At 62.9% G+C, this 25,070-nt stretch carries 25 protein-coding genes, 4 tRNA genes and 1 riboswitch; of the genes, 12 read left to right on the forward strand and 17 right to left on the reverse strand.

All coding sequences use genetic code 11. The features are described 5' to 3' along the window. Positions 1 to 2: 2 nt before the first annotated feature. Positions 3 to 2,414 carry a TonB-dependent receptor gene (locus tag F8N82_RS15925; protein ID WP_052251547.1) on the reverse strand — a complete coding sequence of 804 codons (2,412 nt, stop codon included), beginning with the start codon at positions 2,412 to 2,414 and terminating at the stop codon, positions 3 to 5. Between the two features lie 206 nt (positions 2,415 to 2,620). On the opposite strand from F8N82_RS15925, the gene F8N82_RS15930 reads away from it, so the two are divergent. Beyond that, positions 2,621 to 2,935 (forward strand): hypothetical protein, encoded by a 315-nt coding sequence (locus tag F8N82_RS15930; RefSeq protein WP_150776985.1) that lies wholly within the window; start codon positions 2,621 to 2,623, stop codon positions 2,933 to 2,935. Between the two features lie 174 nt (positions 2,936 to 3,109). Here F8N82_RS15930 and F8N82_RS15935 read toward each other — a convergent pair. From F8N82_RS15935 to F8N82_RS15950, 4 genes are all read right to left on the reverse strand, one after another. Beyond that, positions 3,110 to 3,185 (reverse strand) — tRNA-His (locus F8N82_RS15935). An 84-nt stretch (positions 3,186 to 3,269) separates the two neighbouring features. Next, positions 3,270 to 3,354: transfer RNA gene (locus tag F8N82_RS15940), tRNA-Leu, on the reverse strand. A 53-nt stretch (positions 3,355 to 3,407) separates the two neighbouring features. Next, a tRNA-His gene (locus tag F8N82_RS15945) sits at positions 3,408 to 3,483 on the reverse strand. Positions 3,484 to 3,524: 41 nt separating this feature from the next. After that, a tRNA-Arg gene (locus F8N82_RS15950) sits at positions 3,525 to 3,601 on the reverse strand. 284 nt (positions 3,602 to 3,885) lie between these two features. Here F8N82_RS15950 and folD point away from each other — a divergent pair. Beyond that, the gene (gene folD / locus F8N82_RS15955) at positions 3,886 to 4,740 is read left to right on the forward strand and encodes a bifunctional methylenetetrahydrofolate dehydrogenase/methenyltetrahydrofolate cyclohydrolase FolD (RefSeq protein ID WP_038996170.1); all 855 of its coding nucleotides are present in this window, start codon (positions 3,886 to 3,888) and stop codon (positions 4,738 to 4,740) included. 61 nt (positions 4,741 to 4,801) lie between these two features. Here folD and F8N82_RS15960 read toward each other — a convergent pair whose 3' ends face one another. The 6 genes from F8N82_RS15960 to F8N82_RS15985 are packed head-to-tail and all read right to left on the reverse strand — an operon-like array spanning position 4,802 to position 10,736. Further along, positions 4,802 to 6,541 carry an ABC transporter substrate-binding protein gene (locus tag F8N82_RS15960; protein WP_038996171.1) on the reverse strand — a complete coding sequence of 580 codons (1,740 nt, stop codon included), beginning with the start codon at positions 6,539 to 6,541 and terminating at the stop codon, positions 4,802 to 4,804. 50 nt (positions 6,542 to 6,591) lie between these two features. Continuing rightward, positions 6,592 to 6,864, reverse strand: coding sequence for a DUF2160 domain-containing protein (locus F8N82_RS15965; protein ID WP_038996172.1), 273 nt, complete (start codon positions 6,862 to 6,864; stop codon positions 6,592 to 6,594). A gap of 10 nt (positions 6,865 to 6,874) precedes the next feature. Then, a complete protein-coding gene (locus tag F8N82_RS15970; RefSeq protein ID WP_038996173.1) occupies positions 6,875 to 7,675 on the reverse strand; it encodes a carbohydrate ABC transporter permease in 801 nt (266 codons plus the stop codon). A gap of 9 nt (positions 7,676 to 7,684) precedes the next feature. Further along, positions 7,685 to 8,548, reverse strand: coding sequence for a carbohydrate ABC transporter permease (locus F8N82_RS15975; protein WP_038996175.1), 864 nt, complete (start codon positions 8,546 to 8,548; stop codon positions 7,685 to 7,687). Further along, positions 8,545 to 9,642 (reverse strand): ABC transporter ATP-binding protein, encoded by a 1,098-nt coding sequence (locus F8N82_RS15980; RefSeq protein ID WP_038996176.1) that lies wholly within the window; start codon positions 9,640 to 9,642, stop codon positions 8,545 to 8,547. The genes F8N82_RS15975 and F8N82_RS15980 overlap by 4 nt, the downstream gene beginning before the upstream one ends. Further along, positions 9,642 to 10,736, reverse strand: a complete 1,095-nt coding sequence (locus tag F8N82_RS15985; RefSeq protein ID WP_038996177.1) for an ABC transporter ATP-binding protein — start codon at positions 10,734 to 10,736, stop codon at positions 9,642 to 9,644. Before F8N82_RS15985 ends, F8N82_RS15980 begins: the two co-directional genes overlap by 1 nt. A 244-nt stretch (positions 10,737 to 10,980) precedes the next feature. Here F8N82_RS15985 and F8N82_RS15990 point away from each other — a divergent pair, with 244 nt between their 5' ends. The 10 genes from F8N82_RS15990 to F8N82_RS16035 all read left to right on the forward strand — a co-directional run bounded on the left by F8N82_RS15990 (position 10,981) and on the right by F8N82_RS16035 (position 20,443). After that, positions 10,981 to 12,792 (forward strand): sigma-54-dependent Fis family transcriptional regulator, encoded by a 1,812-nt coding sequence (locus F8N82_RS15990; protein WP_038996178.1) that lies wholly within the window; start codon positions 10,981 to 10,983, stop codon positions 12,790 to 12,792. 5 nt (positions 12,793 to 12,797) lie between these two features. After that, positions 12,798 to 13,001, forward strand: a riboswitch (cobalamin riboswitch). A 106-nt stretch (positions 13,002 to 13,107) separates the two neighbouring features. Then, positions 13,108 to 13,494 (forward strand): (2Fe-2S) ferredoxin domain-containing protein, encoded by a 387-nt coding sequence (locus tag F8N82_RS15995; RefSeq protein WP_052251662.1) that lies wholly within the window; start codon positions 13,108 to 13,110, stop codon positions 13,492 to 13,494. Then, entirely contained in the window at positions 13,491 to 14,423 is a 933-nt protein-coding gene (locus F8N82_RS16000; protein ID WP_038996179.1) for an ABC transporter substrate-binding protein, read from the forward strand. Before F8N82_RS15995 ends, F8N82_RS16000 begins: the two co-directional genes overlap by 4 nt. A gap of 133 nt (positions 14,424 to 14,556) precedes the next feature. Then, positions 14,557 to 15,474 carry a citrulline utilization hydrolase CtlX gene (gene ctlX, locus F8N82_RS16005; protein ID WP_038996180.1) on the forward strand — a complete coding sequence of 306 codons (918 nt, stop codon included), beginning with the start codon at positions 14,557 to 14,559 and terminating at the stop codon, positions 15,472 to 15,474. Positions 15,475 to 15,494: 20 nt separating this feature from the next. Then, on the forward strand, positions 15,495 to 16,541 hold the full coding sequence (locus tag F8N82_RS16010; RefSeq protein WP_038996182.1) for an ornithine cyclodeaminase: 1,047 nt from the start codon (positions 15,495 to 15,497) through the stop codon (positions 16,539 to 16,541). A 249-nt stretch (positions 16,542 to 16,790) separates the two neighbouring features. Beyond that, positions 16,791 to 17,570, forward strand: coding sequence for an ABC transporter substrate-binding protein (locus F8N82_RS16015; RefSeq protein WP_038996183.1), 780 nt, complete (start codon positions 16,791 to 16,793; stop codon positions 17,568 to 17,570). Positions 17,571 to 17,645: 75 nt separating this feature from the next. After that, complete coding sequence (locus F8N82_RS16020; RefSeq protein WP_038996184.1) at positions 17,646 to 18,371, forward strand: ABC transporter permease; 726 nt, start codon at positions 17,646 to 17,648, stop codon at positions 18,369 to 18,371. Then, on the forward strand, positions 18,368 to 19,081 hold the full coding sequence (locus F8N82_RS16025) for an ABC transporter permease (RefSeq protein WP_038996186.1): 714 nt from the start codon (positions 18,368 to 18,370) through the stop codon (positions 19,079 to 19,081). The genes F8N82_RS16020 and F8N82_RS16025 overlap by 4 nt, the downstream gene beginning before the upstream one ends. 3 nt (positions 19,082 to 19,084) lie before the next feature. Continuing rightward, entirely contained in the window at positions 19,085 to 19,936 is an 852-nt protein-coding gene (locus F8N82_RS16030; protein WP_224793827.1) for an ABC transporter ATP-binding protein, read from the forward strand. A 12-nt stretch (positions 19,937 to 19,948) separates the two neighbouring features. Next, a complete protein-coding gene (locus tag F8N82_RS16035; protein WP_010224632.1) occupies positions 19,949 to 20,443 on the forward strand; it encodes an Lrp/AsnC family transcriptional regulator in 495 nt (164 codons plus the stop codon). Between the two features lie 9 nt (positions 20,444 to 20,452). On the opposite strand, the gene F8N82_RS16040 is transcribed toward F8N82_RS16035, so the two are convergent. The 6 genes from F8N82_RS16040 to F8N82_RS16065 form a co-directional block, all read right to left on the reverse strand. Continuing rightward, a complete protein-coding gene (locus F8N82_RS16040) occupies positions 20,453 to 21,505 on the reverse strand; it encodes an AI-2E family transporter (RefSeq protein WP_038999507.1) in 1,053 nt (350 codons plus the stop codon). A 12-nt stretch (positions 21,506 to 21,517) separates the two neighbouring features. Beyond that, on the reverse strand, positions 21,518 to 22,285 hold the full coding sequence (locus F8N82_RS16045; protein WP_371857241.1) for a DUF4892 domain-containing protein: 768 nt from the start codon (positions 22,283 to 22,285) through the stop codon (positions 21,518 to 21,520). A gap of 145 nt (positions 22,286 to 22,430) precedes the next feature. Beyond that, a complete protein-coding gene (locus tag F8N82_RS16050; RefSeq protein ID WP_038996188.1) occupies positions 22,431 to 23,285 on the reverse strand; it encodes an alpha/beta hydrolase in 855 nt (284 codons plus the stop codon). Next, positions 23,282 to 24,076, reverse strand: coding sequence for an alpha/beta fold hydrolase (locus F8N82_RS16055; RefSeq protein ID WP_038996189.1), 795 nt, complete (start codon positions 24,074 to 24,076; stop codon positions 23,282 to 23,284). Before F8N82_RS16055 ends, F8N82_RS16050 begins: the two co-directional genes overlap by 4 nt. Positions 24,077 to 24,168: 92 nt before the next feature. Further along, positions 24,169 to 24,516: a hypothetical protein gene (locus F8N82_RS16060; protein WP_038996190.1), complete on the reverse strand. Its 348-nt coding sequence runs from the start codon at positions 24,514 to 24,516 to the stop codon at positions 24,169 to 24,171. Positions 24,517 to 24,607: 91 nt separating this feature from the next. Further along, on the reverse strand, positions 24,608 to 25,051 hold the full coding sequence (locus tag F8N82_RS16065) for a hotdog fold thioesterase (protein WP_038996191.1): 444 nt from the start codon (positions 25,049 to 25,051) through the stop codon (positions 24,608 to 24,610). Positions 25,052 to 25,070 lie beyond the last annotated feature (19 nt).

A 25,070-nucleotide genomic window follows, 5' to 3' on the forward strand; every position in this document is an offset into this window, starting at 1 on the left:
TGTCAGTATTCGAGGGTGAAGCCGAACGAGGTAGTGCGGCCGCGGCCATTGCCCTGGTCCATCACCGCCGACATCAGGTAATCCACCGAGGCGCTGTTGTTGTAGACCTTGTTGCCGACGTTCTCGACGTTGAAGAACAGGCTCAGGTTGTCCTGCACCCGGTAGCTGCCATACAGATCCCAGATCACTCCGGTGGAGTTGGACTTTTTCGTCTCGTACCAGTCCCAGCTGGTTTCCGAGGGGCCGGCGTATTCGCCACGGGCGCCCAGCACCAGGCGCTCGTCGAACCAGCGAGTGCCGAGGTCGAGGGTCCAGAAGCGGTCCGGCTGGCTGTTGATGTCTTCCAGCTCGATGCCGGAGGTGGTGGGCGACTTGGTAGTGGCCTTGGTCCACGACAGGTTGGCGTAGAAGAAGCCGGCGTCGTAGCGGCCTTCCAGCTCATAGCCGCTCATGCGCACTTCTTCCGGCCAATTGACCCAGTTCATCTTCGCCGACTCTTCGCCCTCGTCATCGAGGATGTCGAACGACTGCGGCGTGATGTAGCCATCGATCTTGCTGATGAAGCGGTTGATCTTCAGTTGCCCGTAGTCATCATTGGTGAACAACCCGCTTCGCGAGAAGTTGACCCCGAACTCGTAGTTGGTCGAGCGCTCCTGACGCAGGAATGGGTTGGCTCCTACACCATCGGCATCGCTGGCATCGGCCTCGAGCGGTACTTTCTCGAAGAACATTTCCTGCACCCGCGGCGCCCGTGAAGTACGCGACCAACTGCTGTAGAGCTGCATCCAGTCATAGGGCTTCACGGCAAAGCCAACCCGCGGGTTGAAACTGTGTTCGCGGCGGGTGACATCCACGTCGCCACCGTCGATACCGCGGCACTGGCCGATGATCGAGCACTTGGGCACATGGCCGCTGACCTTGTAACCATCGTAGTGACCGGCCAGGGTCAGGGCATAGATGTCGTAATTGAACTCCAGGGTGCTGAACAGGCTGTGGGTGGTCTGCTTGCCTTCGGGGTTGGCGCCGCGTTTTTCCGGCGTCTGGGCAACAAAATCGTCAGTGTAGTAGCGCGCGCCGTTGCTCCAGCTCGCCTCCACCGGCCCAAGATTGAAACGACTGACGTTGGTCAGGTCAAAACCGTGGGCATCGTCACGCGTCTTGCGACCGATGTAGTGGGATTCTTCTACCGGCGGATACTCAAGCTTGGTCTTGTTTTGGTAGGCATTGACCGTGAGGTTCACCCATTCGCTGTAGGGCGTGTAGGCGTACTTGGCACGATAGGTCTCGTTGTCCAACTGCCAGGGGTAGTTGTGATAGAACTCGTTGCGGTACTTCACCCCGCTCAGGTCCAGGCGGTGCATGTCGTTCGGCTGCAGGCGCAGCTTGAGCAAGCCGGAGCGTGGATTCTGCTTGGTGGTGTCGTACTCGTTGGACTGACCATTGGTGGTCTTGTACTCGCCGGTCTGGGTGCTGCTGACCGCAGCGACCAGGCCGTAGACACCCTCGACATCTTCCGGGCGGGTACGGGCACCGGCGGCGAACATGCGGGTATTGCCGTAGCCATTGTTACCGGTGCGATAGGTCGTACGCAGACCTACGCGGTGGTCTGGCTTGACGATGTCATCGATATCAAAGGTGCGAAAGTTCGCCGAGCCGCCCAGGGTGTTGGCGCCTTCGGCGCCGTCCACCGAGCCACGCTGCACATCGACCCCGGCCAGCAGGTTGGCGTCGACAAAGGCCATCGGCCCGCCCGAGCCATGGCCGGCGTTATTGCGAAAGGTCTGGGTCACCCCATCGATCATGGTGTTGACCCGGCCCAACCCGGCCAGGCCGCGAATATTCACCGACACCCCCGGCTGGCTACGCGAGTGCAAGGTGTAGGTACCCGGAATCGAACGCACCACACTGTTGAGGTCCTGGCGCTCGGCATGCACCTCACGACTGCTCTGGATCGCGCCCGGCCGCTCGGCCAGGGCGCCCACCATGGTTGGCCCGACTTCCAGGGCGCTGTCGCTGCGTTCGTGCATGCGCAGCACATAGGTATGATCCTTCAGCCGCTCGACCCACAGGCCGGTGCCCATCAGCAGCAGATCGAAGGCCTCCTTGAGGGTGTAATCGCCGCTCAAGCCCTGGGTGCTGCGGTTTTCACTCAACTGCGGATCAAAGGTGAGGATCACCCCGGTAGCCCCGGCCAGCTGATTCAACGCCGGGGCGAGCGCGCCTGCCGGAATCTGGTAATGCTTGCGCAGCGGGGCCTGCTGGGTCACGCCCCTTTCGCCTGCGTCGGCCAACGACCAACTGCTGCACCCGCCCGCCAATACCAGTGCCGTCAACGCACTGCAGGCAATCTTGCGTGCACCGCTTTTGTTGTTGTGCTGCAACCGCTGAACGGCGGCCGGCTGTGTGCTCTTCACGAGGCGCTCCCTTGCAGATTGAAATGATCTTGCAATAGAGGTCACGCGAAGGATTGAAAAAGGGAAATGCTAATCAGAATTATTTAATATTTTTTGCCGCCACGCCGCCCAAGCCCTGCGGGCGTAACAAAGGGCCATAAACCAACGGATGAAAAAGCTGACGCCGCGTGGAACACTGCGGACATTGACCACACCAGGGAATCCTCATGCTACTAAGCCGCACTCCAGCCCCAGGCCAGCGCTTGCGCTACAAGGTGATCGGCTATGTGCTGATCCTTCCGCTGGCTGTATCCCTGGTAAAGCTACCGCCAGCCCTGGCCCTGGCCACGGCCGGCGTTGCGGTCATCCTGGGCTTGTACGGCGCGTACCTTGCTGCCAGCCAGGGCTCGCGCACCCTGGCCTTCTTTGCAGGTACCACGGCAGCACTCAATACCCTGTCACTGATTGCACTGGGCACAGCCTCGGCGGTCATCGGCGGATATTGGCTGGCGTGGATTGGATGGCATGCCTTGGCGAACTGATTGCCGGTAAAGTAAAAGCCCAGAAACGTAAAAAGCCGCGCAAGGCGGCTTATTACGAGACTTTCTCGCGCTTCAGCAAAGGGAGGTGAAAGCGTGGATGGTGAGAACGACCACGCCCGCATGAAGCGCTTAAAACAAAAGGCGCCGGATTTTCATCGGGCGCCTTTCGGAATATGGGGTGGACGATGGGAATCGAACCCACGACAACAGGAATCACAATCCTGGGCTCTACCAACTGAGCTACGCCCACCATATTGCATTTGCAGCCTTACTACTGGCAAAGCTGCCTTTTGGTACATTCACGCACTTCAGCGAAGGGCGGTGAAAGCTTGAATGGTGCGGACGAAGAGACTCGAACTCTTACAGCTTGCGCCGCTGGAACCTAAATCCAGTGTGTCTACCAATTCCACCACGTCCGCGTAAAGCGTTTAAAGCAAAGGCGCCAGATTTTCATCAGGCGCCTCTTGGAATATGGGGTGGACGATGGGAATCGAACCCACGACAACAGGAATCACAATCCTGGGCTCTACCAACTGAGCTACGCCCACCATATTGCAGTTACCGCTTTACTTGTGCCAAAGCTGCCGATTGGCGCACCCGGCAGGACTCGAACCTGCGACCATCCGCTTAGAAGGCGGATGCTCTATCCAGCTGAGCTACGGGCGCATATTTAATCTGCTTTCTGTTACGATTACAAATTAACTTTTAGCCGTACCGAACAAGCTAAAAATCTGCTTATTCTGCCTGACCTTGCTAACCAGTGCTAGGCTCTGCCCGACAAGTGCGACGAATCTTATAGACGAGCGGATAGGCCGTCAACACTTTTCTAAAAAAAATTCATTTTATTTAAGGGCTTAGGGCAATTGCCGGACCAAGCGCCTTTGCCCTCGGCCCCCTTCATGCGAGAATGCGCGCTCTTTTTATTCCCACTCGATGGTTAATCACGCGTCATGACTGCACACCTTATCGACGGCAAGGCGATCGCCGCCAGCCTGCGCCAGCAGATCGCCCAACGTGTCGTGGAGCGTCGCCAGCAAGGCCTGCGTACGCCTGGCCTGGCGGTGATCCTGGTCGGCACCGACCCCGCTTCTCAAGTCTATGTCTCGCACAAGCGCAAGGATTGCGAAGAGGTCGGCTTTATCTCCCAGGCTTTCGACCTGCCCAGCGATACCACGCAGCAAGCCCTGACCGAGCTGATCGATCGCCTCAATGATGACCCGAACATCGACGGCATCCTCCTTCAGCTGCCGCTGCCGGCGCATCTGGACGCCTCGCTGCTGCTCGAGCGCATTCGTCCGGACAAGGACGTCGACGGTTTCCATCCGTATAACGTCGGCCGCCTGGCCCAGCGTATCCCGCTGCTGCGCCCGTGCACGCCAAAAGGCATCATGGCCCTGCTGGAAAGCACCGGTCAGGACCTGTACGGCATGAACGCCGTTGTCGTCGGCGCCTCCAACATCGTTGGCCGGCCGATGGCCATGGAGCTGCTGCTGGCCGGTTGCACCGTGACCGTCACCCACCGCTTCACCAAGGACCTGGCCGGCCACGTCGGCCGCGCCGACCTGGTGGTGGTTGCCGCCGGCAAGCCGGGCCTGGTCAAGGGTGAGTGGATCAAGGAAGGCGCGATCGTCATCGACGTCGGCATCAACCGTCAGGAAGATGGCAAGCTGGTTGGCGATGTGGTCTACGAGACCGCCCTGCCCCGCGCTGGCTGGATCACCCCGGTGCCGGGTGGCGTCGGGCCGATGACCCGGGCGTGCCTGTTGGAAAACACTTTGTATGCGGCGCAAGAGTTGCACAAGTAAGTGTTGATGGCGGGATAAAAAACGGCACCTGCGAAGGTGCCGTTTTTTTGTGCCAGTGTGGTTACTTGCGCGCAGCCTCCCAGGATTTGAGCAGTTCGCTGTAGCTGACGGTCTCGCCCTTGGGCTTCTCGTTGGCCAGTTTCGGCTTCGGCGCACCGGGCTGGTCAAACCAGTACTGGGCATCTTTCTCGGGGTTGAGCTTCGGCGCGCAGGTGGCCTGGGCCTTGGAACGCTCAAGGCGAGCGAGGATCGCGTCCTGATCCTTGGCCAGGCCGTCCAGCGCCTCCTGCGGAGTTTTCTCGCCACTGGCAGCTTCAGCGATGTGGCTCCACCACAGCTGCGCCAGGCGCGGGTAATCAGGCACGTTGGTCCCGGTCGGGGTCCATTGCACCCGCGCCGGGCTGCGGTAGAACTCCACCAACCCACCCAGCTTGGGCGCAAGGTCGGTCATGGCCTGGGAGTTGATATCCGATTCGCGGATCGGCGTCAGGCCGACGATGGTCTTTTTCAGCGAGACGGTCTTGGAGGTGACGAACTGGGCGTAGAGCCAGGCCGCCAGGCGCTGTTTCTCCGGCGTCGACTTGAGGAACGTCCAGGAGCCGGCGTCCTGATAACCCAGCTTCATGCCCTCCTCCCAGTACGGCCCTTTGGGCGACGGCGCCATGCGCCACTTCGGCGTACCGTCGGCGTTCATTACCGGCAGGCCAGGCTTGGTCATGTCGGCGGTAAAGGCGGTGTACCAGAAGATCTGCTGGGCAATGTTGCCCTGGGACGGCACCGGCCCGGACTCGGAGAAGGTCATGCCCTGGGCTTCAGGCGGCGCGTAGGCACGCATCCAGTCGACATACTTCTGCGTGGCATACACCGCCGCCGGGCCATTGGTGTCGCCGCCACGGGTCACGCTGGAGCCGACCGGGTGGCAGTCCTCGACGCGAATGCCCCATTCGTCCACCGGCAGGCCATTGGGCAGGCCCTTGTCGCCGCCGCCGGCCATGGAGAACCAGGCGTCGGTGAAGCGCCAGCCCAGCGACGGGTCTTTCTTGCCATAGTCCATGTGCCCGTAGACACGCTTGCCGTCGATTTCCTTGACGTCCTCGCTGAAGAACTTGGCGATGTCTTCATAGGCCGACCAGTTCACCGGCACGCCCAGTTCATAGCCGTACTTTTCCTTGAACCTGGCCTTGAGGTCGGGGCGATCGAACCAGTCGGCGCGGAACCAGTAGAGGTTGGCGAACTGCTGGTCGGGCAATTGATAGACCTTGCCGTCCGGCGCGGTGGTGAAGGAGATACCGATAAAGTCCTTGAGGTCCAGGGTTGGCGAGGTGTAGTCCTTGCCTTCGTTGGCCATCAGGTCGGTGATCGATTCAGTCTTGCCGTAACGAAAGTGGGTACCGATCAGGTCGGAGTCATTGACCCAGCCGTCGTAGATGTTCTTGTCCGACTGCATTTGCGTCTGCAGTTTTTCCACCACGTCGCCTTCTTGCAGCAGATCGTGGGTCAGCTTGATCCCGGTGATCTCGCTAAAGGCCTTGGCCAGCACCTTGGATTCGTATTCATGGGTGGCGATGGTTTCCGACACCACGTTGATCTTCATCCCGCGAAACGGCTCGGAGGCCTTGATGAACCACTTCAACTCTTCGAGCTGCTGCTCGGGGGTCAGGGTCGAAGGTTTGAACTCGCTGCCGATCCACTTTTTCGCGGCATCTTCGTAGGCATCGGCCCAGGCGCTGGCGTGAAAGCTGCCCAGCACCAGCAGGGCTGCCAGGGTCAAATGTCGCCGGTTCTTGTTGTTGTCGAACATTGTGATCTCCCGATTGAGTATTTTCACGGAGCCGTGCCGATTGCCCTCGGCTAACCCCAGCGCATCACCACCAACAGCCAGGCCAGGGACAGCAGCGAGGCTACCCACAGGTTCCAGTCGCTGAGCCCGATTACCAGCAAGTGCAGGTAAGCGCTGACCAGCAAACCAATGAACAACCGGTCGCCACGGCTGGTGGCAATCGGCAGAAAACCGCGACGTTCGACGCACGGCCGGCGCAGCTCGTACAGCGTCATGCCCAGCAGTAACAGGCCGATCGCGGCGAAGAAGATCCCGGTGGGCAGGGTCCAGGCCATCCAGTCCATAGCGCGCTCCTCAGACCCGGCCCAGGGCAAAGCCCTTGGCCACATGGTTACGGACAAACCAGATCACCAGCATGCCTGGCAAAATGGTCAGCACCCCGGCGGCGGCCAGTACGCCCCAGTCGATCCCCGAAGCCGACACCGTGCGGGTCATCACCGCGGCAATCGGCTTGGCGTTCACTGACGTCAGGGTGCGTGCCAGCAGCAGTTCGACCCAGGAAAACATGAAGCAGAAAAACGCCGTGACGCCGATGCCCGAGCCAATCAGCGGGACAAAGATCTTCACGAAGAAACGCGGGAAGCTGTAGCCATCGATGTAAGCGGTTTCGTCGATTTCCTTGGGCACCCCGGACATGAAGCCTTCGAGAATCCACACCGCCAGCGGCACGTTGAACAGGCAATGAGCCAGGGCCACGGCAATGTGCGTATCGAACAGGCCGATCGACGAATACAGCTGAAAGAACGGCAGGAGGAACACCGCCGGCGGCGCCATGCGGTTGGTCAGCAGCCAGAAGAACAGGTGCTTGTCGCCCAGAAAGCGGTAGCGCGAAAAGGCATAGGCAGCCGGCAAGGCCACGCTCAGGGAGATCACCGTGTTCAGGCACACGTAGTACAGCGAGTTGAGATAGCCGCTGTACCAGCTGGGGTCGGTGAAGATCACCCGGTAGTTGTCGAAGGTGAAGTTCTGCGGCCACAGGGTCAGCCCGCCGAGGATCTCGGTGTTACTCTTGAACGACATGTTCAGCAGCCAGTAGATCGGCACCAGCAGGAACAGGATGTACAGCAGCAGCGGCAGCGTCTTGCGCGGGTTCATGGGCGGCCCCTACTGTTTGTCGGCGTGGGTCATGGCGGTATAGAACAGCCACGACACCAGCAGGATGATCAGGAAGTACACCAGCGAAAACGCCGCCGCCGGGCCCAGGTCGAACTGCCCCACCGCCATCTGCGTCAGGGTCTGGCTGAGGAAGGTGGTGGCATTGCCCGGCCCGCCACCGGTGAGCACGAATGGCTCGGTGTAGATCATGAAGCTGTCCATGAAGCGCAACATCACCGCGATCAGCAGCACGTTCTTCATCTTCGGCAACTGGATATGGCGGAACACCGCCCAGGCCGAAGCGCGGTCGATACGTGCCGCCTGGTAATACACATCGGGGATCGCCCGCAGGCCGGAGTAACACAGCAGCGCCACCAGCGAGGTCCAGTGCCAGACGTCCATCACCAGCACCGTGATCCAGGCGTCCATGGTGTTGGCGGCATAGTTGTAGTTGATACCCAGCTGGTTGAGCGAAGCCCCCAGCAGGCCGATGTCGGCGCGGCCGAAGATCTGCCAGATGGTGCCGACCACGTTCCACGGGATCAGCAGCGGAATGGCCATGACAATCAGGCACAAGGACGACCAGCGGCCCTTGGTCGGCATGGTCAGGGCGATGGCAATCCCCAGGGGGATTTCGATCAGCAGCACGCAAGCCGAATAGATGAACTGGCGCAGCAGCGAGTCGTGCAGGCGTGGGTCCTGCAGCACCTGGCGGTACCAGTCGGCGCCGACGAAATAGCGGCTGGACTGGTCGAAAATATCCTGCACCGAGTAATTGACCACGGTCATCATCGGTACCACGGCGCTGAACGCCACCAGCAGGAACACCGGCAGCACCAGCCACCAGGCTTTGTTGTTGGGTACCTTGTTCATGGCCGGGCCTCCAGCAGTACGTCATCGGCATAGAGCATCAGCCACTGCGCCGGAAAACTGATCCAGGCCTGACCCTCGGGCAGCATACGGTCCTCGCCCAGGCGCACCTTGAGCGGCACGCCTTGCAGGTCGAGGGTGAGAATCCTGTAGGTGCCCAGGTCTTCGACATCCACCACCCTGGCGCTGAAGCCTTCATCGAATGGCGCGTCCCAGACCTGGACGAACTCGGGGCGGATGCCCACCTGCAGGCGCGTGGCATTGCTCGCGGCCAGGCGTTCCTGCAGCTCTTCCGGCAACGGCAGATGGATGCCGGCAAAACCGACGCCACCGGGCTGCACCTGTACCGGGATCAGATTCATCCCGGGGCTGCCGATGAAGTAGCCGACAAACGTATGGCGCGGGCGCTCGAACAACTCGCGCGGGGTGCCGAACTGGACGATCTGCCCGCCATACATCACCGCGATCTTGTCAGCGAAGGTCGAGGCTTCGAGCTGATCGTGGGTGACGTAGATCATAGTGATGTTGAACTGCTCATGGATCTGCTTGAGCTTGCGCCGCAGCTTCCATTTAAGGTGCGGGTCGATCACCGTCAGCGGCTCGTCGAAGAGGATCGCCGAGACATCGTCGCGCACCAGGCCGCGGCCCATGGAGACCTTCTGTTTTTCATCGGCGCTGAGGTTGCGGGCTTTTTTCTTCAGCAGGTTACCCAGGTCGAGCACCTCGGCGATCTCGGCCACCTTCCTGGCGATGCGTGCTTCATCCAGGCCCTGGTTGCGCAGCGCAAAGGCCAGGTTGTCGTACACCGTCATGGTGTCGTAGACCACCGGAAACTGGAACACCTGGGCGATGTTGCGCGCCTGTGGCGACAGCGCGTTGACCACCTTGCCATCGAACAATACCTGGCCCTGGGATGGGCTCAGCAGCCCAGAAATGATGTTGAGCAAGGTGGACTTGCCGCAGCCCGAGGGCCCGAGCAAGGCATAGGCACCGCCCTGCTCCCAGACATGCTCAAGCTCGCGCAAGGCATAGTCGGCCGCCCCCTGCGGGTCGCGGCTGTAGCTATGGGACAACTGCTGCAGGCGAATCTCGGCCATCAGGCGACCCTCGCTTCACGCAGGCCCGGTGCCTGCACCAGTTGCCCGGCGCTGTCGAAAACAAACAACTTGTGGGTGGGAATGAACACCCGGATCGGCGCATCGACGTGATACTCGTGCACCCCCGGCAAGTGCAGGACCAGGCGAAAGTGCTCGTTGCGCACATGCAGGAAGGTTTCCGAGCCGCTGATTTCCGCCAGCTCCACCAAAACCGCCAGCTCCAGGTCATCGTCGTTGGACGGCACCAGGCTGATATGGCTCGGGCGCACGCCAAAGCGGTAGTCGCCGTCGCCAATGCGGCGCAAGTCGGCGTTCATGGCGAAATGTACGGCACTGGCAAAACTCACTTCATTGCCGCTGATACGCCCGGGCATCAGGTTGATCGGCGGTTCAGAGAACAGCTCGGCCGCCAGCACCGTGCGCGGCTGGTGGTAGACCTGGGCAGTGGGCCCGCTCTGCACGATGCGCCCTTCATGGAGGATGGTGGTGGTGCCGCCCAGGGCCAGGGCCTCGTTGGGTTCGGTGGTGGCGTACACGGCAATGCAGTGGCGGGCGGCGAACAGTTCGCGCATCTCCTGGCGCAGTTCTTCGCGCAGCTTGTAGTCAAGGTTCACCAGCGGCTCGTCGAAGAGGATCAGCTCGGCATCCTTGACCAGCGCCCGGGCCATGGCCGTGCGCTGCTGCTGGCCGCCCGACAGCTCCAGCGGCAAGCGTTGCAGGTAGGGCTCGATACGCAGCATCTGCGCGGTCTGCCGGACCTTCTCACGGATCTGCTCTTCGGCCATGCGCGCCTGGCGCAAGGGCGAGGCGATATTCTCGAACACGTTCAAGGTCGGGTAGTTGATGAACTGCTGATAGACCATCGACACATTGCGCTGGCGCACCGGCCGGCCGGTGACATCCTCACCATTCATCAGCACCCGGCCACGGTCCGGCCGGTCAAGCCCGGCCATCAGGCGCATGAGGCTGGTCTTGCCGGCCAGGGTGCGGCCGAGCAGCACATTGAACGAGCCGGGCTCGAAGCTCAGGCAGGCGTCGTCGATGCACACCTGGTTATCCACGGTACGGCTGACATGGTCGAGCGTGAGCGACATGGCGCGGCCTTCTTGTTGTTATCGGACAGGCGTCTGCAGCAGAGCCAGATTCGTGCCAGCGCACGCCAAGCCTTTGTCGGTAAAAGACTTTCACCAGCACGGCGGATCAGTACCGTTCACCCCTGAACAGAAATGAGCCGTTTTCGCTGCTCAGTTGAACAGCCGCGGCATTGACAATGAACAGGACTGAACAACACTGGATCACACAAAAACAACAACACTGCCGCCGGCAGAGGACAGGCCCATGGCCGCATCCACCAGTGCCCATGCGCAATTGATTCAGGCGTCCTGGCAGCGCTGCCGCGCCTACGGCCTGGATCATCAGTCGCAACCACAATTCGGCGAAGCATCCGCCGCGCAGGTCAGCCAACTGCTCGAACGCCAGCATGCACTGCTGGGCACCACCCGCGACGAGGTGCTGCCGCAGTACGCACACCTGCTCGGCAACTCCAGTTACCTGATCATGCTCAGCGACCACCAGGGCCATTTGCTCGATGCCTGGGGCACCCGCCGCTTTATCGACCCGCGCCAGCGCCACGGCTTTGTCGCCGGCGCCTGCTGGCGCGAGCAAGGGGTGGGCACCAATGCCATCGGCACCGCCCTGGCCACCGGCGAGGCGGTGCATGTCAGCCAGGATGAACACTTCCTCAAGCTCAACCGCTTCATGGCCAGCGCCGCCGCACCGTTGTTCGATGCCGAGCGCCAGCTGATCGGCGTGCTTGATGTGTCCAGCGACAGCTACCTGCCGGCAGCGCAAACCCAGGGCCTGGTGCGGATGATGAGCCAGAGCCTGGAGAACCGCCTGATCCTGGCACGCTTTGCCGGGCATTACCGGCAGCTGAGCTTCAATACCGGCGCCAACAACCTCGACAGCCAATGGGCCGGGCTCTTGCTGTTCGATGACCAGGGCCGGGTGCTGGCGGCCAATCGCCGGGCCGACAGCCTGCTCGGGCAGAATCCGCTGCAATCGAACCTGGAGCAGTTGTTCAGAACACCGTTGGCGCAGTTGTTGGCCCACAACGCTGAGCAGCCTTTTGCTGTGCAGGTCAGCGGTCGCAACCGCTTTCATTGCCTGTTGCACGCCCCCACCCAAATCCCTGCGGCCACACCACCGGGCCACACGCAACCAAGCTGCGACCCGCGTATCGACAAGGCCCTGCGCCAGGCCGGGTTGCTGCTGGAAAAAGACATCCCGCTGTTGATCGAGGGCGAAACCGGCGCCGGCAAAGAGATCTTCGTCACTGCCCTGCACCGCGCCAGCAGCCGCGCCGCCCAGCCGTTGATCGCGGTGAACTGCGCCGCGATCCCGGCCGAGCTGGTCGAGTCGGAGCTGTTCGGCTACGAGAAAGGCGCGTTCACCGGTGCCCACCACAAGGGCAACATCGGCCTGTTCCGCAAGGCCGACCGGGGCATCCTGTTTCTCGATGAAATCGGCGACATGCCGCTGCCGACCCAGGCGCGCCTGCTGCGCTTTCTGCAGACCCGCAGCATCCAGCCACTAGGCAGCGGCGCACCGACCCCGGTGGATATCCGCGTGGTCTCGGCGACCAACCACAACCTCGCCGAGCAGGTACGCCTCGGCCACTTTCGCCAGGACCTGTATTACCGCATCGCAGGTCTTAGCCTGATGCTGCCGCCATTGCGCGAGCGCAGCGACCGCCTGGTTTTGATCGAACAGCTCCACCAGCAGTACCGCGAGCCCGGGGCGCCGACGCAGCTACCTGGCAAGGTGCTGGAACTGCTGCTCCAGCATCCCTGGCCGGGCAACCTGCGCCAGTTGGCCAGCGTGCTGCAGGTGGCGCTGGCGTTGGCCGGCGAACGGCCGATTGCCGTGGAGCACCTGCCGGACAGTTTCTTTGCCGAGTTGCCTGAGGCCAGGCCCGCGGTGCCCGTGTTGGCCACGCCGGCGAACACTGACGACCTCGGCCAGCGCCTGCGCGCCCTCAATGGCAATATCTCGGCCCTGGCCCGCGACCTGGGGATCAGCCGCACCACCCTGTACAAGCGCCTGCACGCCCAGGGCCATGCTTGCGCAGTTGACGAACGCCTGGGCTGATGGTCAGATGCCTGCCAGTTTCAGGTGCCTGCCGCCGCCGTGCGTCAGGTGAAACGGGAAGCCGGTGCGTCGTTATCGACCAGTCCGGCGCTGCCCCCGCAACGGTAAGCGAGTGAAGCATTCAACACGCCACTGTGCCCACAGGCACGGGAAGGTGAATGGCTTCAAGCCTCGCAAGCCCGGAGACCGGCCTGAAGCCCCACGACTGCCTGCAGTCATTTAGGCAAACCTGCGGAGGGCGGGCACGAGCCGGCTCTCTGGCGCGTGTTGGCCGGGCCCCTCCTGTGCGCTTCGCGAATGTTTTTCGAGAAGTCCATGACAGCAACAACCCCCAAGCGTCGCCGCGGCCGACTCGCCGAAGATCAAATCCAGAGCAAACCCGAGTGGTCGCAGATCCCCGAGCACACCCGCCACGTGATGCTCTGCACCGGCCCGCGCTGTGTGCAACGTGGTGCCCTGCCGCTGTGGAAAGTCCTGCGCCGCGAGCTGCTGGTGGCCAACCGCATCGAAACCACTGACGGCGTGCTGCTGACCCGCAGCCATTGCCAGTTCCCGTGCAACCTCGGCCCGGTGCTGACGGTGTATCCGGACCGTTGCTGGTACCGGGTGGCCAACGCAGAAGACGCACAGCGCCTGGTGCGCGTGCACCTGATCGACGGCCAGCCGGTGCCCGAGCTGCTGCTCAACGGCCAGGACTCATGAGGTGGATCGGCGCCAGCTTACTGGCCGTATTGAGCAGCAGCGCCGTAGCCCTGGACTATCAGAACTGCGGGCAGACCTGGCAACTGCCAGAGGACCGACCGCAGCGCATCCTGGCCCTCAACCAGCACGCCGCCGACCTGCTCCTGGCCCTTGAGGCCGGCCCGGCGCTTGCCGCCGTCAGCTACATAGATGACGACCCGCAAGCCCTGGCCAGCGGTCGCTATCGTGGGGTTGCGCTGCTATCACACCGCTACCCGGCAACCGAGGTGGTCTATGCCCAGGGTTACGACCTGCTGATCGGGGGGTTTGCCAGCGCCTTTCGCGACAGCGACGGCGTCGCCCCGCGCACGACCTTGAGGGCCAACGGCATCGCTACCTACCTGCTGGAGAACGCCTGCGCGCCAGCACCTGAAAACGGCTTTGCCGCCGTCGAACACGACCTGCGCACCCTCGGCCGCCTGCTGCAGCGCGACGCCCAGGCCAACCAGTTGATCAGCCGCCAGCGCCAGGACCTGGCCGCCGCCAAAGCCATCGCCGGGCACGGCCAGCCGCTGTCGGTGTTCTACCTCGACAGCGCGGTCAACGGCCTGCAAAGCGAAGGCAAGCGCGGCTTCATCACCCAGCTGATCGGTGCAGCGGGCGGGCGTAACCTGTACGCCGAGGTCGAGCTGAACCGGGTCACGGTCGATGCCGAAAGCCTGCTGCGCGCCGACCCCGACGTGATCATCCTGGCCGATGCCGTGTGGTCGCCCGCTGCCGGCAAGCGCGCCTACCTGCGCAAGCACCCGGCACTCTCGCACCTGCGCGCAGTGCGCGACAATCGCCTGATCGACCTGCCCTTCACCCACCTTCTGCCCGGCGAACACAGCGCCAGCACCGCCCTGAGCCTGGCCCGCCGGCTGCACGCCTTCAAGCAAGACGTGCCTTGAACCGTTACAGCCGATTCCGCTGCCAAACCCACTATTTCAGCTTTACCGGCTGAGCGCCCAACGCGCTTCAGCCGGGATTTATCGTTGATCACGTCGACAATAAGCACACAGCCAACCCCGGATGCGTGCCTCGATGCAAACAACAAATACAGTCTTGATGATCCGCCCGGCGCGGTTCGCCTTCAACCCGGACACTGCCCTGAACAACCGTTTCCAGCAAGCCCTGCTCGACCCGGAGCAGGCACAGCACAAAGCGCTGGAAGAGTTCGATGGCTATGTCGACACCCTGCGCCAGCACGGCGTCGAAGTGTTGGTGGTGCAGGACACCCCGGCGCCGCACACCCCTGACTCGATCTTTCCCAACAACTGGTGGAGCAGCCACGCCGACGGCAGCCTGGTGCTCTACCCGATGGAAGGCCAGAACCGCCGTCTGGAGCGCAGCAAGGGCGTGCTCAAGGTGCTCGAGGAGCGCTTCGCCGTCCGTCAGACCATCGATCTGAGCCCCCTGGAACAGCAGAGTATGTATCTGGAAGGGACCGGCAGCATGGTCCTGGATCGCGAGCACCGGATCAGCTACGCCTGCCACTCCGGGCGCACCCACACCCAGGCCCTGCGCCTGTTCGCCGAACAGCTCGACTATCGCCTGTGCCTGTTCCATGCCGTCGACCGCCACCAGGCGCCGATCTATCACAGCAACGTGATGATGAGCGTCGGCCGCGGGCTCTCGCTGGTCTGCCTGCAGGCGCTGCCCGAAGCCGACGAACGTCGCGCCCTGGAGTATTCGCTGCGCGACACCGGCAAGGACATCCTGGCCCTGGACTTCGACCAGCTCGAAGGCTTCGCCGGCAACATGCTCGAAGTCCACGACAAGCAAGGCCAGCCGCTGCTGGTGATGTCGCGCAGCGCCTGGCGCTCGCTCAGCCCCGAACAACGCCGGCAGGTCGAACAGCACAGCCACCCGGTGGTGGTGAACATCGACCATATCGAGCGCATCGGCGGCGGCAGCGCGCGCTGCATGCTCGCCGAAGTGCACCTGCCCGTCCGTCACTGATTACAACAAAGGAGTTCATCATGACCCGCTATATCGACGTTACCGACCTCAGCCGCCTGGTGGCACGCAAAGGCCTGAGCACCTGCATCAGCGAAATGGCCGAGTACATCCGTGAGGACTACCTGCGCTGGCATGACTTCGAAAAATGCGCGCGCCTGGCCAACCACTCGCCCGATGGCGTGATTGAGCTGATGCCGGTGTCCGACGCCAACCTGTATGCCTTCAAGTACGTCAACGGCCACCCGAAAAACACCCAGCGCGGCATGCTTACGGTGATGGCCTTCGGCGCCCTGGGCGACGTCGATACCGGCGCGCCGGTGCTGCTCAGCGAGATGACCCTGACCACCGCCATCCGCACCGCCGCCACCTCGGCCCTGGCCGCCCGCTACCTGGCGCGCAAGGACAGCCGCAGCATGGCGCTGATCGGCAACGGCTCGCAGAGCGAGTTCCAGGCCCTGGCCTTCCATGCCTTGCTAGGCATCGAGGACATCCGCCTGTACGACCTGGACCCTGCCGCCAGCGCCAAGCTGGTGGCCAACCTCAGCGCCTTCCCGACAATCAAGGTGAGCGTCGCCGGCTCCGTCGCCGAAGCGGTGCGTGGTGCCGATATCGTTACCACGGTGACTGCCGACAAGGCCTACGCCACCATCCTCACCCCGCAGATGATCGAGCCGGGCATGCACCTCAATGCCGTCGGCGGCGACTGCCCGGGCAAGACCGAGCTGCACCGGGAAATCGTCGAGCGTGCGCGGGTGATCGTCGAGTACGAACCGCAAAGCCGCATCGAAGGCGAAATCCAGCAAATGCCCGCCGACTCGCCAACCACCGAGTTCTGGCAAGTGCTCAACGGCCAGGCGGCCGGTCGCGAAAACGCCGCACAAGTGACCCTGTTCGACTCGGTCGGCTTCGCCCTCGAAGACTACTCGGCGCTGCGTTATGTGCTGGACGTGGCCAAGGCCCTGGACATCGGCAGCGAGATCGCCCTGGTGCCGGAGCTCAAGGACCCCAAAGACCTGTTCGCGCTGTTGCGTGCGCCGGTTGAAAACCTGCAGAAAAAGCGCGCCTGAACCCGACCGATTCTGCCGTGCCACGGCGCGGCAGAATCGGAAACTGCTGCAAGGGAAGCTCAAACAGGAGGTGATCCAGCCGATTCGGCTGCCATACACGCGTTAACAGCAAAATCCGGCCGCCGACGCCGGCGCAAACGACACAAAAAAAACGTCGTCATCGCGCATTCTGAGCCCGACCCGAGAGTCACTAAAAGACCAGAAGCGCACCACTGCCCTACATCAACTATAAAACTCAGGGATACGAATATGACTTCGCTGCGAAAGTTCCTCAGCGTGCTGCTCCTGCCACTGTGCGCAAGTGCGGTGCAGGCCAAGGAATGGACCGAGATCCGTTTCGGCGTCTACCCCGAATACCCCCCTTTTGAATCCGTTGCCGCCGATGGCAGCCTGCAAGGCTTTGACATCGAATTGGGCAACGCCATCTGCGCCAAGCTGCAGGTCAAGTGTACCTGGGTGCACAACGAATTCGACGGCATGATCCCGGCCCTGCGGGCACGCAAGTTCGACGCAATCATGTCGTCGATGGCGGTGACCCCGGCGCGGGAAAAACAGATCGACTTCAGCGCCAAACTGTTCCTCAGCCCGACCTCGGTGATCGTGCGCAAGAGCGCCGACTTCGGCGACACCCCCGAGTCGCTCAAAGGCAAGCAGGTCGGCGTGCTGCAAGGCTCGTTGCAGGAAGCCTACGCCCGCGCCAAGCTGGCGCCGCTGGGCGCCCAGGTCAAGGCCTACCAGGCCCAGGACCAGAACTACGCGGACCTGATCAACGGCCGCCTCGACGCCACCCTGACCGACAAGCTCGAAGCCCAGCTCAACTTCCTCTCCAAGCCCGAAGGCGCCGACTTCAAGAGCGGCCCGGCGATCAAGGACCCCACCCTGCCCCTGGACATCGCCATGGGCCTGCGCAAGAACGACAGCGAGCTCAAGGCCCTGCTCGACAAAGGCATCGCTGCGGTACACGCCGACGGCACCTTCGCCGCAATCCAGAAGAAGTACGTCGGCGACCTGGATATCTACAACGAGTAAGCCGTGCTGTCGTGATCAGTTCGCCCTGAGCTGATCACGGCCGCATTTGCCCTGCGTCCTACCGAGATTTTTCCCGTGAACGACTTCCTTCACTCCCATGGCTGGCAGGCCCTGAGCCTGCAGGGCTTCGGCCCGCTGTTGCTGCAAGGGACCTGGATGACCCTGAAACTGGCGCTGCTGTCGCTGGCCCTGAGCCTGGCGTTGGGCCTGTTCGGCGCCAGCGCCAAGCTCTCGCGACTGAAACTGCTGCGGGTACCGGCCACCCTGTACACCACCCTGATTCGCAGCGTGCCGGACCTGGTGCTGATCCTGCTGATCTTCTACACCCTGCAACTGTGGCTCAACGACCTGACCGAACTGCTCGGCTGGGACTACTTCGAGATCGACCCGTTTACCGCCGGAGTAATCACCCTGGGCTTTATCTACGGCGCCTACTTCACCGAGAACTTTCGCGGGGCGATTCTCAGCGTCCCGGCCGGGCAGTTGGAGGCCGCCACCGCCTACGGCTTGAGCCGTGCACAACGCTTTCGCCTGGTGTTGTTCCCGCAACTGATGCGCTTCGCCCTGCCGGGCCTGGGCAACAACTGGCTGGTGCTGCTCAAGTCCACCGCGCTGGTGTCGATCATCGGCCTGGCCGACCTGGTCAAGGCCGCGCAGAACGCCGGCAAGACCACCAACAACACCCTGTATTTCCTGATCATCGCCGGGCTTGTGTACCTGCTGATCACCACCCTCTCCAACCGCCTGTTCAAGCACCTGGAGCGGCGTTACAACACTGGCATCAAGGGGCTGGCCCGATGATCGAACTCTTTGAGCAATACGGCCAGGCCTACCTCTACAGCGATGGTGCCGGGCTTTGCGGGCTGGCCATGACCCTGTGGCTGTTCGTTATCACCATGGTCCTGGGCTTTTTCCTGTCGCTGCCGCTGGCCCTGGCGCGGGTGTCGCGCAGCCTCTGGCTGCGCTGGCCGGTGGAGTTCTACACCTTTGTGTTCCGCGGCACGCCGCTGTATATCCAGTTGCTGATCTGCTACACCGGCCTGTACGGGCTAGAGGTGGTGCGCGATCACGCCCTGCTCGACCAGTTCTTTCGCAATGCATTGAACTGCACCTTGCTGGCCTTCGTACTCAACACCTGCGCCTACACCGTGGAGATTTTCGCCGGAGCGATTCGCAACATTCCCCATGGCGAGATCGAAGCGGCCCAGGCCTATGGCCTGCACGGCTGGAAGCTGAACCTGTTCGTGGTGCTGCCAGCAGCCCTGCGCCGCTCACTGCCGGCCTACAGCAACGAACTGATACTGATGCTGCACGCCACCTCGCTGGCCTTCACCGCCACCATCGCCGACATCCTCAAAGTTGCCCGCGATGCCAACGCCGCCACCTTCCTGACCTTCCAGGCCTTCGGCACCGCGGCGCTGCTGTACATGTTGCTGTCCTTCGCGCTGGTCGGGCTGTTTCGCCTGGCCGAGCGACGCTGGATGGGTTTTCTTGTTCCTGCCCGAGGCTAATTCATGACCACTACCGCACACGCCCTGGCGACTGCCGAGCACACCCCTGGCAGCCGTCCAACTCCACGTATCGCCAGCGTTGCCGCCGATGCCACGGTCAAGTTGAGCGTTGCCGACCTGCACAAACGCTATGGCGATCATGAAGTGCTCAAAGGCGTCTCGCTGCAGGCGCGCAAAGGCGACGTGATCAGCCTGATCGGCGCCAGCGGCTCGGGCAAGAGCACCATGCTGCGCTGCATCAACTTCCTCGAGCAACCCGACGCCGGGGTCATCACGCTCGACGAGCAGACCATTGAAATGCGCCAGGGCCGTGCCGGCACCCGGGCGCCGCATCCGGCCCAGTTACAGAACCTGCGCACACGCCTGGCCATGGTCTTCCAGCACTTCAACCTGTGGAGCCACATGACGGTGCTGGAGAACATCTGCATGGCGCCGCGGCGGGTGCTTGGGGTCAGCAGCGCAGAAGCCGAAGCCCGGGCGCGCAAGTACCTGGACAAGGTTGGCCTGCCGCCGCGCGCCGCCGACCAGTACCCGGCGTTTCTCTCCGGTGGCCAGCAACAGCGGGTGGCGATCGCCCGGGCCCTGGCCATGGAGCCGGAAATCATCCTCTTCGATGAACCGACCTCGGCCCTGGACCCGGAGCTGGTCGGTGAAGTGCTGAAAGTCATACAGACGCTGGCCGAGGAAGGTCGTACCATGCTCATGGTCACCCACGAGATGGGCTTTGCCCGTCAGGTGTCGAGCCAGGTGCTGTTTCTGCATCAGGGCCGGGTCGAGGAACAAGGAAGCGCCGAGATACTTGACCAGCCGCAGAGCGAGCGCCTGCAGCAATTTCTTTCCAACCGTTTGAAGTGAAGCCGAACCTGCATGGATACCAAGGTCAACAGCCCACAGACCACGCCGCCCCTGGACCGGATCGACGAAGCGATCATCGACGTGCTGCGCCACAACGGACGCATCACCTATGAAAAGCTCTCATCGCTGGTGCACCTCACCCCACGCCCGTGCCTGGAGCGGGTGCGCAAGCTGGAACGGCGCGGGGTGATTCGCGGCTATGGCGCGATCATCGATGTACAGATGGTTTCGCCGGGGTTGTCGCTGCTGGTGCTGGTGGCCCTTTCCAACCAGAGCGGGCGCGCGGCGCAAAAGGCCTTCGAGGCCTGCGTACGTGCCTGCCCGCAGGTGTTCGACTGCCAGCTGATCAGCGGCCACTTCGACTACAGCCTGCGCATGCGTTGCCGCGACATGGAGCACTACCGGGTGCTGACCGAGACCTGGATGAACAACGACGAGCTGCACATCGACAAGCTGGTCGCCCACCCGGAGCTGGCGGTGGTGAAGAACACCGCCCCCCAGCTCTAGGCCATCACCTCAGGTACGCGGCGGCGCCACCGGCCCGCTGCGCGACCAGTCCAGCAACAGGCTGTAGGCCACCGCCAGCAAGGTCGGGCCGATGAACAAGCCGATAAAGCCGAAGGCCAGCAGGCCGCCAAACACCCCGAGCAGGACGATCACCAGCGGCAGGTTGCCGCCACGGCTGATCAGGTAGGGTTTGAGCACGTTGTCGACGCCGCTGATAATGAACGTCCCCCAGAGGCCGAGGAACACCGCCATGCCGTACTCGCCCTGCCAGGCTAGCCAGGCGGTGGCCGGCACCCAGGCCAGTGGCGGGCCCATGGGGATCAGGCTGAGCATGAAGGTGACGATACCCAGCACCAGCGCCCCCGGCACACCGGCAATCAGGAAGCCGATCAGGGCCAGTACCGCTTGCGCGGCGGCGGTGCCGATCACGCCGTTGACCACGCGCTGCACGGTACCGGCCACCAGGTCCAGGTAATACTCGGCCCGCTCGCCGATCAAACGGTCCAGCAGGCGCAGGACGAAAGCCGCCAGGCGTGGCCCGTCACGGTAGAAGAAGAACACGAAGACAAGACTCAAGGTCAGCTCGAGAATTCCGCTGCCGATCTGTGCGCTGCGCGCCAGCAGCCAGTTGCCGACCTGGCCCAGGTACGGCTTGATGGTGGTGAGCAAGGCGGCGCCCTGTTGGTCAATGGTGTTCCACATGCCCACCAGACGCTCGCCCACGAACGGCACGCCGGCCAGCCAGCTCGGCGCATCGGGCAGGCCGTCGACCTGCACATCACGCACGAACGCGGTGGCGTCACGAATGTGATCGGCCAGGTTGAAGCCCAGCCATACCAGCGGCAATGCCACCAGGAGGATCCACAAGGTGGTCAGCAAGCCTGCCGCCAGGGTTTCGCGACCGCCTAGCAGGCGGGTCAACAGGCGCATCAGCGGCCAGCTGGCATAGGCCAGGATGGCCCCCCAGAGCAGCGCCGAGATAAACGGCGCCATCACCCACAGGCCGGCGCCAAGCAGCGCCAGCAGGATGATCTGCACCAGGAGGCGGTCATTATTGGGCATCATGCTTCTCGATCAACGAATCAGTTCGACGTGCAAACCTTCAGTCTCGGCGCTACCCACTTCCAGGCGCGCCGGGCGTACTCCGGCCTTGACCAGTTGCTCGCGCCAGGCTTCGGCCTTGGCCCCGCTCAGGCTCACGCGCAAGGTGGTGCTGTTGTTCAGGCTGCGCCCGATCAGGTTGACCCAGGCCTCAGGCGGCTCGCCATTCAAGTCAGGGTAGTCGAGCTTGCCGGTGTCGAGCAGTTCGCGCATCAGTGTCGCTGCGGTCGGCAGCAATTCGCCCAGAGGCGCCTCGGCGACGAACTCTTCAACGTGCAGGTAGGCGCGCTTGTTACCACGAGTGATGCTGTACAGCGCGATCAGGGTGTTGCTCTGCTCGGCGGAGCGGCGCAGCAGAATGAATGCCTGTTGCTCGTCCGCGCCCGACAGTGTGCGGTTCTTGAACACCTCGTTGGCCCACAGGCTGTTCTCGCCACAATCACGGGCCTGGCACCAGAACAATGGATAGCCGCCGTCCTTCTGCAGGGTTTCGCGGGCTGCGGTGAAGGCTTCGTTGGCGCTGCGCTCGCGGGGTAGCTCATAGGTGGTCGAGCTGACCTGGCCACGGCTCTCGATCTTGCCGTCGACCCGCAGCTGATTGCTGATCTTGCGCAGACCGCCCAACGGGTAGATGCGCTCCTGCAGTACTGCCGGGCGCTGCTCGATCACTTTGGCGTCCAGCGGTACCGGTAGCCCGTCGGCCAGCAGCGGCAGGCTGGCGAGAACACCGAGCCCGGCCATTGCCGCCTGGATAAAAGGTTTGAGCCTCATAGGCACGCCACCGAGCGCGGGGCGCCAAGGCGGTCAATGGATGTGGCGTTGTCTTGCTCGATCATGGTTGTCTCCCTGTTCAACCCGCCAAGCCTCGACAGTTGACCGCCACAAGTCAAGGAATGCCAAAGAAGCGATTGAAACAGTCTGCAACAAGGGTTGCGCCGGCCTGGTCATTCAGGTGCAGATGATGGCCGCCCGGCAGTTGTTCTCGCTCAAAGGGTAGCTGCTCGAGCAACTCGCCGTGACGCGCCAGCATGCCGTCTGCGGCCACCACCAGTTTTGCCGGGCAGGCAATGCGCTGCACAAAGCTCATGGCCTGGGCTTCATTGAGGCGGGTGGGCGATGGCAGGGTCAAGCGGCTGTCGCTGCGCCAACTGAAGCCACCGGGTACCGGCATCAGCCCACGCTGGGCAAGCAGTTCGGCGGCTTCGCGGCTGACCGCCACCATGCCTTTCATGCGCGCCTCGATGGCCTGGTCAAGGGTCGGGTGCACCGCCTTGCGCTTGCTGTCCAGGCGCAGTTGCGCCTGCAGGGCCATGCCCATGCGTTCAGCCGCATCCTGCGGGCCGCTGGTGGGCGGGATCACCCCGTCGATCAAGGCCAGGCGGGTCACCCGTTCGGGCAGGGCGCCGGCTAGCAGCACCGAGATGATCGCCCCCAGCGAATGCCCAAGCAGGGCAAAACGCTCCCAGCCCATCTGCTCGGCGACCCGCAGCACATCGTGGACGTAGTCGGCCAGGGCGTAGCCGGCACCCGCCGGGCGGTGTTCGGAATGGCCGTGGCCGGCCAGGTCCAGGGCGAGGATGCGCAGGCCGTTGAGCCGCGGTGCCAGGCGGGCAAAACTGTTGGCGTTGTCGAGCCAGCCGTGCAAGGCAATCACCGGCAGGCCATCGACCGGGCCGAACAGGTGCGCAGCCAGCTCGATATGCCCCAGGTTAAGGCGTACTTCTTCCATTTCGCTGTTCATGCCGGGGTGTCCTGCCAGCGGTCGAACAGGCCTTTGATCAGGCTCGCGGTATCGGTGGGGTACTCAAGGGGAAACATGTGGCCACCCGGCAGGCTGTGGTATTCGCCCCTGGGCATGCCACGCACGGCCAGTGCGTGGTGACGCTTGACCACTCGGCTGTGGCTGCCACGGACCATGGCCAGGGGCAGGTTCAACTGCCTGGCCGGGCTTGGGCTGGTGTGCGGCAGGTTGCGGTAGATGCTGATCTCGGTAGCCGGGTCAAAGCGCAGGCGCAAGCCGTCTTCGCCGGGCTCCAGGCCATGGTCCAGGTAGTCATCCAGGCATTGCGGGTCGAAATGGCGGAACAACGTCTTGCCGGCAAAATAGGCCCGCGCGCTGTCACGGTCGGCAAAGGCTTCGCGGCGGCCCAGGGTCCGCCCGGCCGGAGTGATGCGATCGATGAACCCCATGCGCTTGGCCGCCTGGATCAACCACTGATCGACCCGGGTCAGCACCGGCGAATCGAGCATCACCACGCCTCGGTAGTACTGCGGGCAGCGCATGGCGGCATGCAGGTGCAACACGCCGCCCAGGGAGTGGCCGACACCCCAGACCGGGCCCGGTTGTTGCTCCAGGTGATGGATCAGCTCGTCGACCAGGTTGTGCCAGTTGTCATTGACCGGAAAGCGCGGGTCGTGGGCGTGCTGGGCCAGATGGGTGACCTGGTAGTCCGGTGCCAGCGCAGCGAAGAGCTTGCCGTAGGTGGCCGAGGGGAAACCATTGGCATGAGCGAAGAAGATTTGCTGCGACATGGCCGCCAATCCAGAGGGAAGTAATGGCTCATTGTCGGCAACCGCACCCGCTGGGGCAATGTCCGGAAAAGCCATCGGCGACGGCAATCAGGTCAATACTCGCCAAAACTGGCCATCGAGCGGCGCAGGCAGGCCTGCATATAGGCCAGTTGCTGCTCCAGCGCTTCGCGGGCGCGGCGCTTGTCTTCGGCATCGAGCTCGAGCCGGCGCAGGGCAAGGCAGCTGGTCTGCAGCAGGTGCGACATGCGAATGCTGGCCTGGCGCAGTTGTTCCAGTTCGTACTGGCCTTCGAACTTGCGCAGCAGGTAGTCGAGCTTGGCGTCGGCGCTGTCCTGCAGCATGCGGTACTCGGCAAAGTCCAGCACCTGATGCTTTTGTACCTTGTCGAGCGCCGGCTGCACGTCGGCTGAGTACACCAGATCCAGATGTCTACTGCTCATAGTCGAATTCCCTGGGACACCCTGCCCCGCAACTTCAATGCACGCTAACAAGGTGTACGGGGCACGACAACTGGTAAAAATGCCAGGTCGATCAGCGGCTGGGGGCGTCCTGACCCAGAGGAATTACGGCGATGGTGAGGCGCGAGATGCAACTGGCCTTGCCCTCGTCGCTGCTCAGGCGGATATCCCAGACATGCGTGCTGCGGCCGATGTGTACCGGTTTGGCCGTCGCGGTTACCCGCCCGCTGCGGATCCCGCGCAAGTGGTTGGCGTTGATTTCCAGGCCCACGCAGTAGAATTTCTGCGGGTCGATACACAGGTAGCTGGCCATGGAACCGACGGTTTCGGCCAGCACCACCGAGGCACCGCCGTGCAGCAGGCCAAACGGCTGGTGGGTGCGATGGTCGACGACAATGCTGGCGCTCAGCGAGTCTTCGCTGAATGCTTCGAAACGAATATCCAGGACCTCACCGATGGTGTTCTTCTGCAGGGCGTTGAGATGGTCGATATCAGGCTGGGTATGCCACAGGCTCATGGGCGCAAATCCTTGTTGT

This window comes from Pseudomonas fluorescens (assembly GCF_902497775.2).
Taxonomy (GTDB): domain Bacteria; phylum Pseudomonadota; class Gammaproteobacteria; order Pseudomonadales; family Pseudomonadaceae; genus Aquipseudomonas; species Aquipseudomonas putida_F.

Coding starts and splice junctions, on each gene's coding strand:
- F8N82_RS15930 (WP_150776985.1), top strand. CDS start 2,621: ATGCTACTAAGCCGCACTCCAGCCCCAGGCCAGCGCTTGCGCTACAAG.
- folD (WP_038996170.1), top strand. CDS start 3,886: ATGACTGCACACCTTATCGACGGCAAGGCGATCGCCGCCAGCCTGCGC.
- F8N82_RS15960 (WP_038996171.1), bottom strand. CDS start 6,541: ATGTTCGACAACAACAAGAACCGGCGACATTTGACCCTGGCAGCCCTG.
- F8N82_RS15965 (WP_038996172.1), bottom strand. CDS start 6,864: ATGGACTGGATGGCCTGGACCCTGCCCACCGGGATCTTCTTCGCCGCG.
- F8N82_RS15970 (WP_038996173.1), bottom strand. CDS start 7,675: ATGAACCCGCGCAAGACGCTGCCGCTGCTGCTGTACATCCTGTTCCTG.
- F8N82_RS15975 (WP_038996175.1), bottom strand. CDS start 8,548: ATGAACAAGGTACCCAACAACAAAGCCTGGTGGCTGGTGCTGCCGGTG.
- F8N82_RS15980 (WP_038996176.1), bottom strand. CDS start 9,642: ATGGCCGAGATTCGCCTGCAGCAGTTGTCCCATAGCTACAGCCGCGAC.
- F8N82_RS15985 (WP_038996177.1), bottom strand. CDS start 10,736: ATGTCGCTCACGCTCGACCATGTCAGCCGTACCGTGGATAACCAGGTG.
- F8N82_RS15990 (WP_038996178.1), top strand. CDS start 10,981: ATGGCCGCATCCACCAGTGCCCATGCGCAATTGATTCAGGCGTCCTGG.
- F8N82_RS15995 (WP_052251662.1), top strand. CDS start 13,108: ATGACAGCAACAACCCCCAAGCGTCGCCGCGGCCGACTCGCCGAAGAT.
- F8N82_RS16000 (WP_038996179.1), top strand. CDS start 13,491: ATGAGGTGGATCGGCGCCAGCTTACTGGCCGTATTGAGCAGCAGCGCC.
- ctlX (WP_038996180.1), top strand. CDS start 14,557: ATGCAAACAACAAATACAGTCTTGATGATCCGCCCGGCGCGGTTCGCC.
- F8N82_RS16010 (WP_038996182.1), top strand. CDS start 15,495: ATGACCCGCTATATCGACGTTACCGACCTCAGCCGCCTGGTGGCACGC.
- F8N82_RS16015 (WP_038996183.1), top strand. CDS start 16,791: ATGACTTCGCTGCGAAAGTTCCTCAGCGTGCTGCTCCTGCCACTGTGC.
- F8N82_RS16025 (WP_038996186.1), top strand. CDS start 18,368: ATGATCGAACTCTTTGAGCAATACGGCCAGGCCTACCTCTACAGCGAT.
- F8N82_RS16030 (WP_224793827.1), top strand. CDS start 19,085: ATGACCACTACCGCACACGCCCTGGCGACTGCCGAGCACACCCCTGGC.
- F8N82_RS16035 (WP_010224632.1), top strand. CDS start 19,949: ATGGATACCAAGGTCAACAGCCCACAGACCACGCCGCCCCTGGACCGG.
- F8N82_RS16040 (WP_038999507.1), bottom strand. CDS start 21,505: ATGCCCAATAATGACCGCCTCCTGGTGCAGATCATCCTGCTGGCGCTG.
- F8N82_RS16045 (WP_371857241.1), bottom strand. CDS start 22,285: ATGGCCGGGCTCGGTGTTCTCGCCAGCCTGCCGCTGCTGGCCGACGGG.
- F8N82_RS16050 (WP_038996188.1), bottom strand. CDS start 23,285: ATGAACAGCGAAATGGAAGAAGTACGCCTTAACCTGGGGCATATCGAG.
- F8N82_RS16055 (WP_038996189.1), bottom strand. CDS start 24,076: ATGTCGCAGCAAATCTTCTTCGCTCATGCCAATGGTTTCCCCTCGGCC.
- F8N82_RS16060 (WP_038996190.1), bottom strand. CDS start 24,516: ATGAGCAGTAGACATCTGGATCTGGTGTACTCAGCCGACGTGCAGCCG.
- F8N82_RS16065 (WP_038996191.1), bottom strand. CDS start 25,051: ATGAGCCTGTGGCATACCCAGCCTGATATCGACCATCTCAACGCCCTG.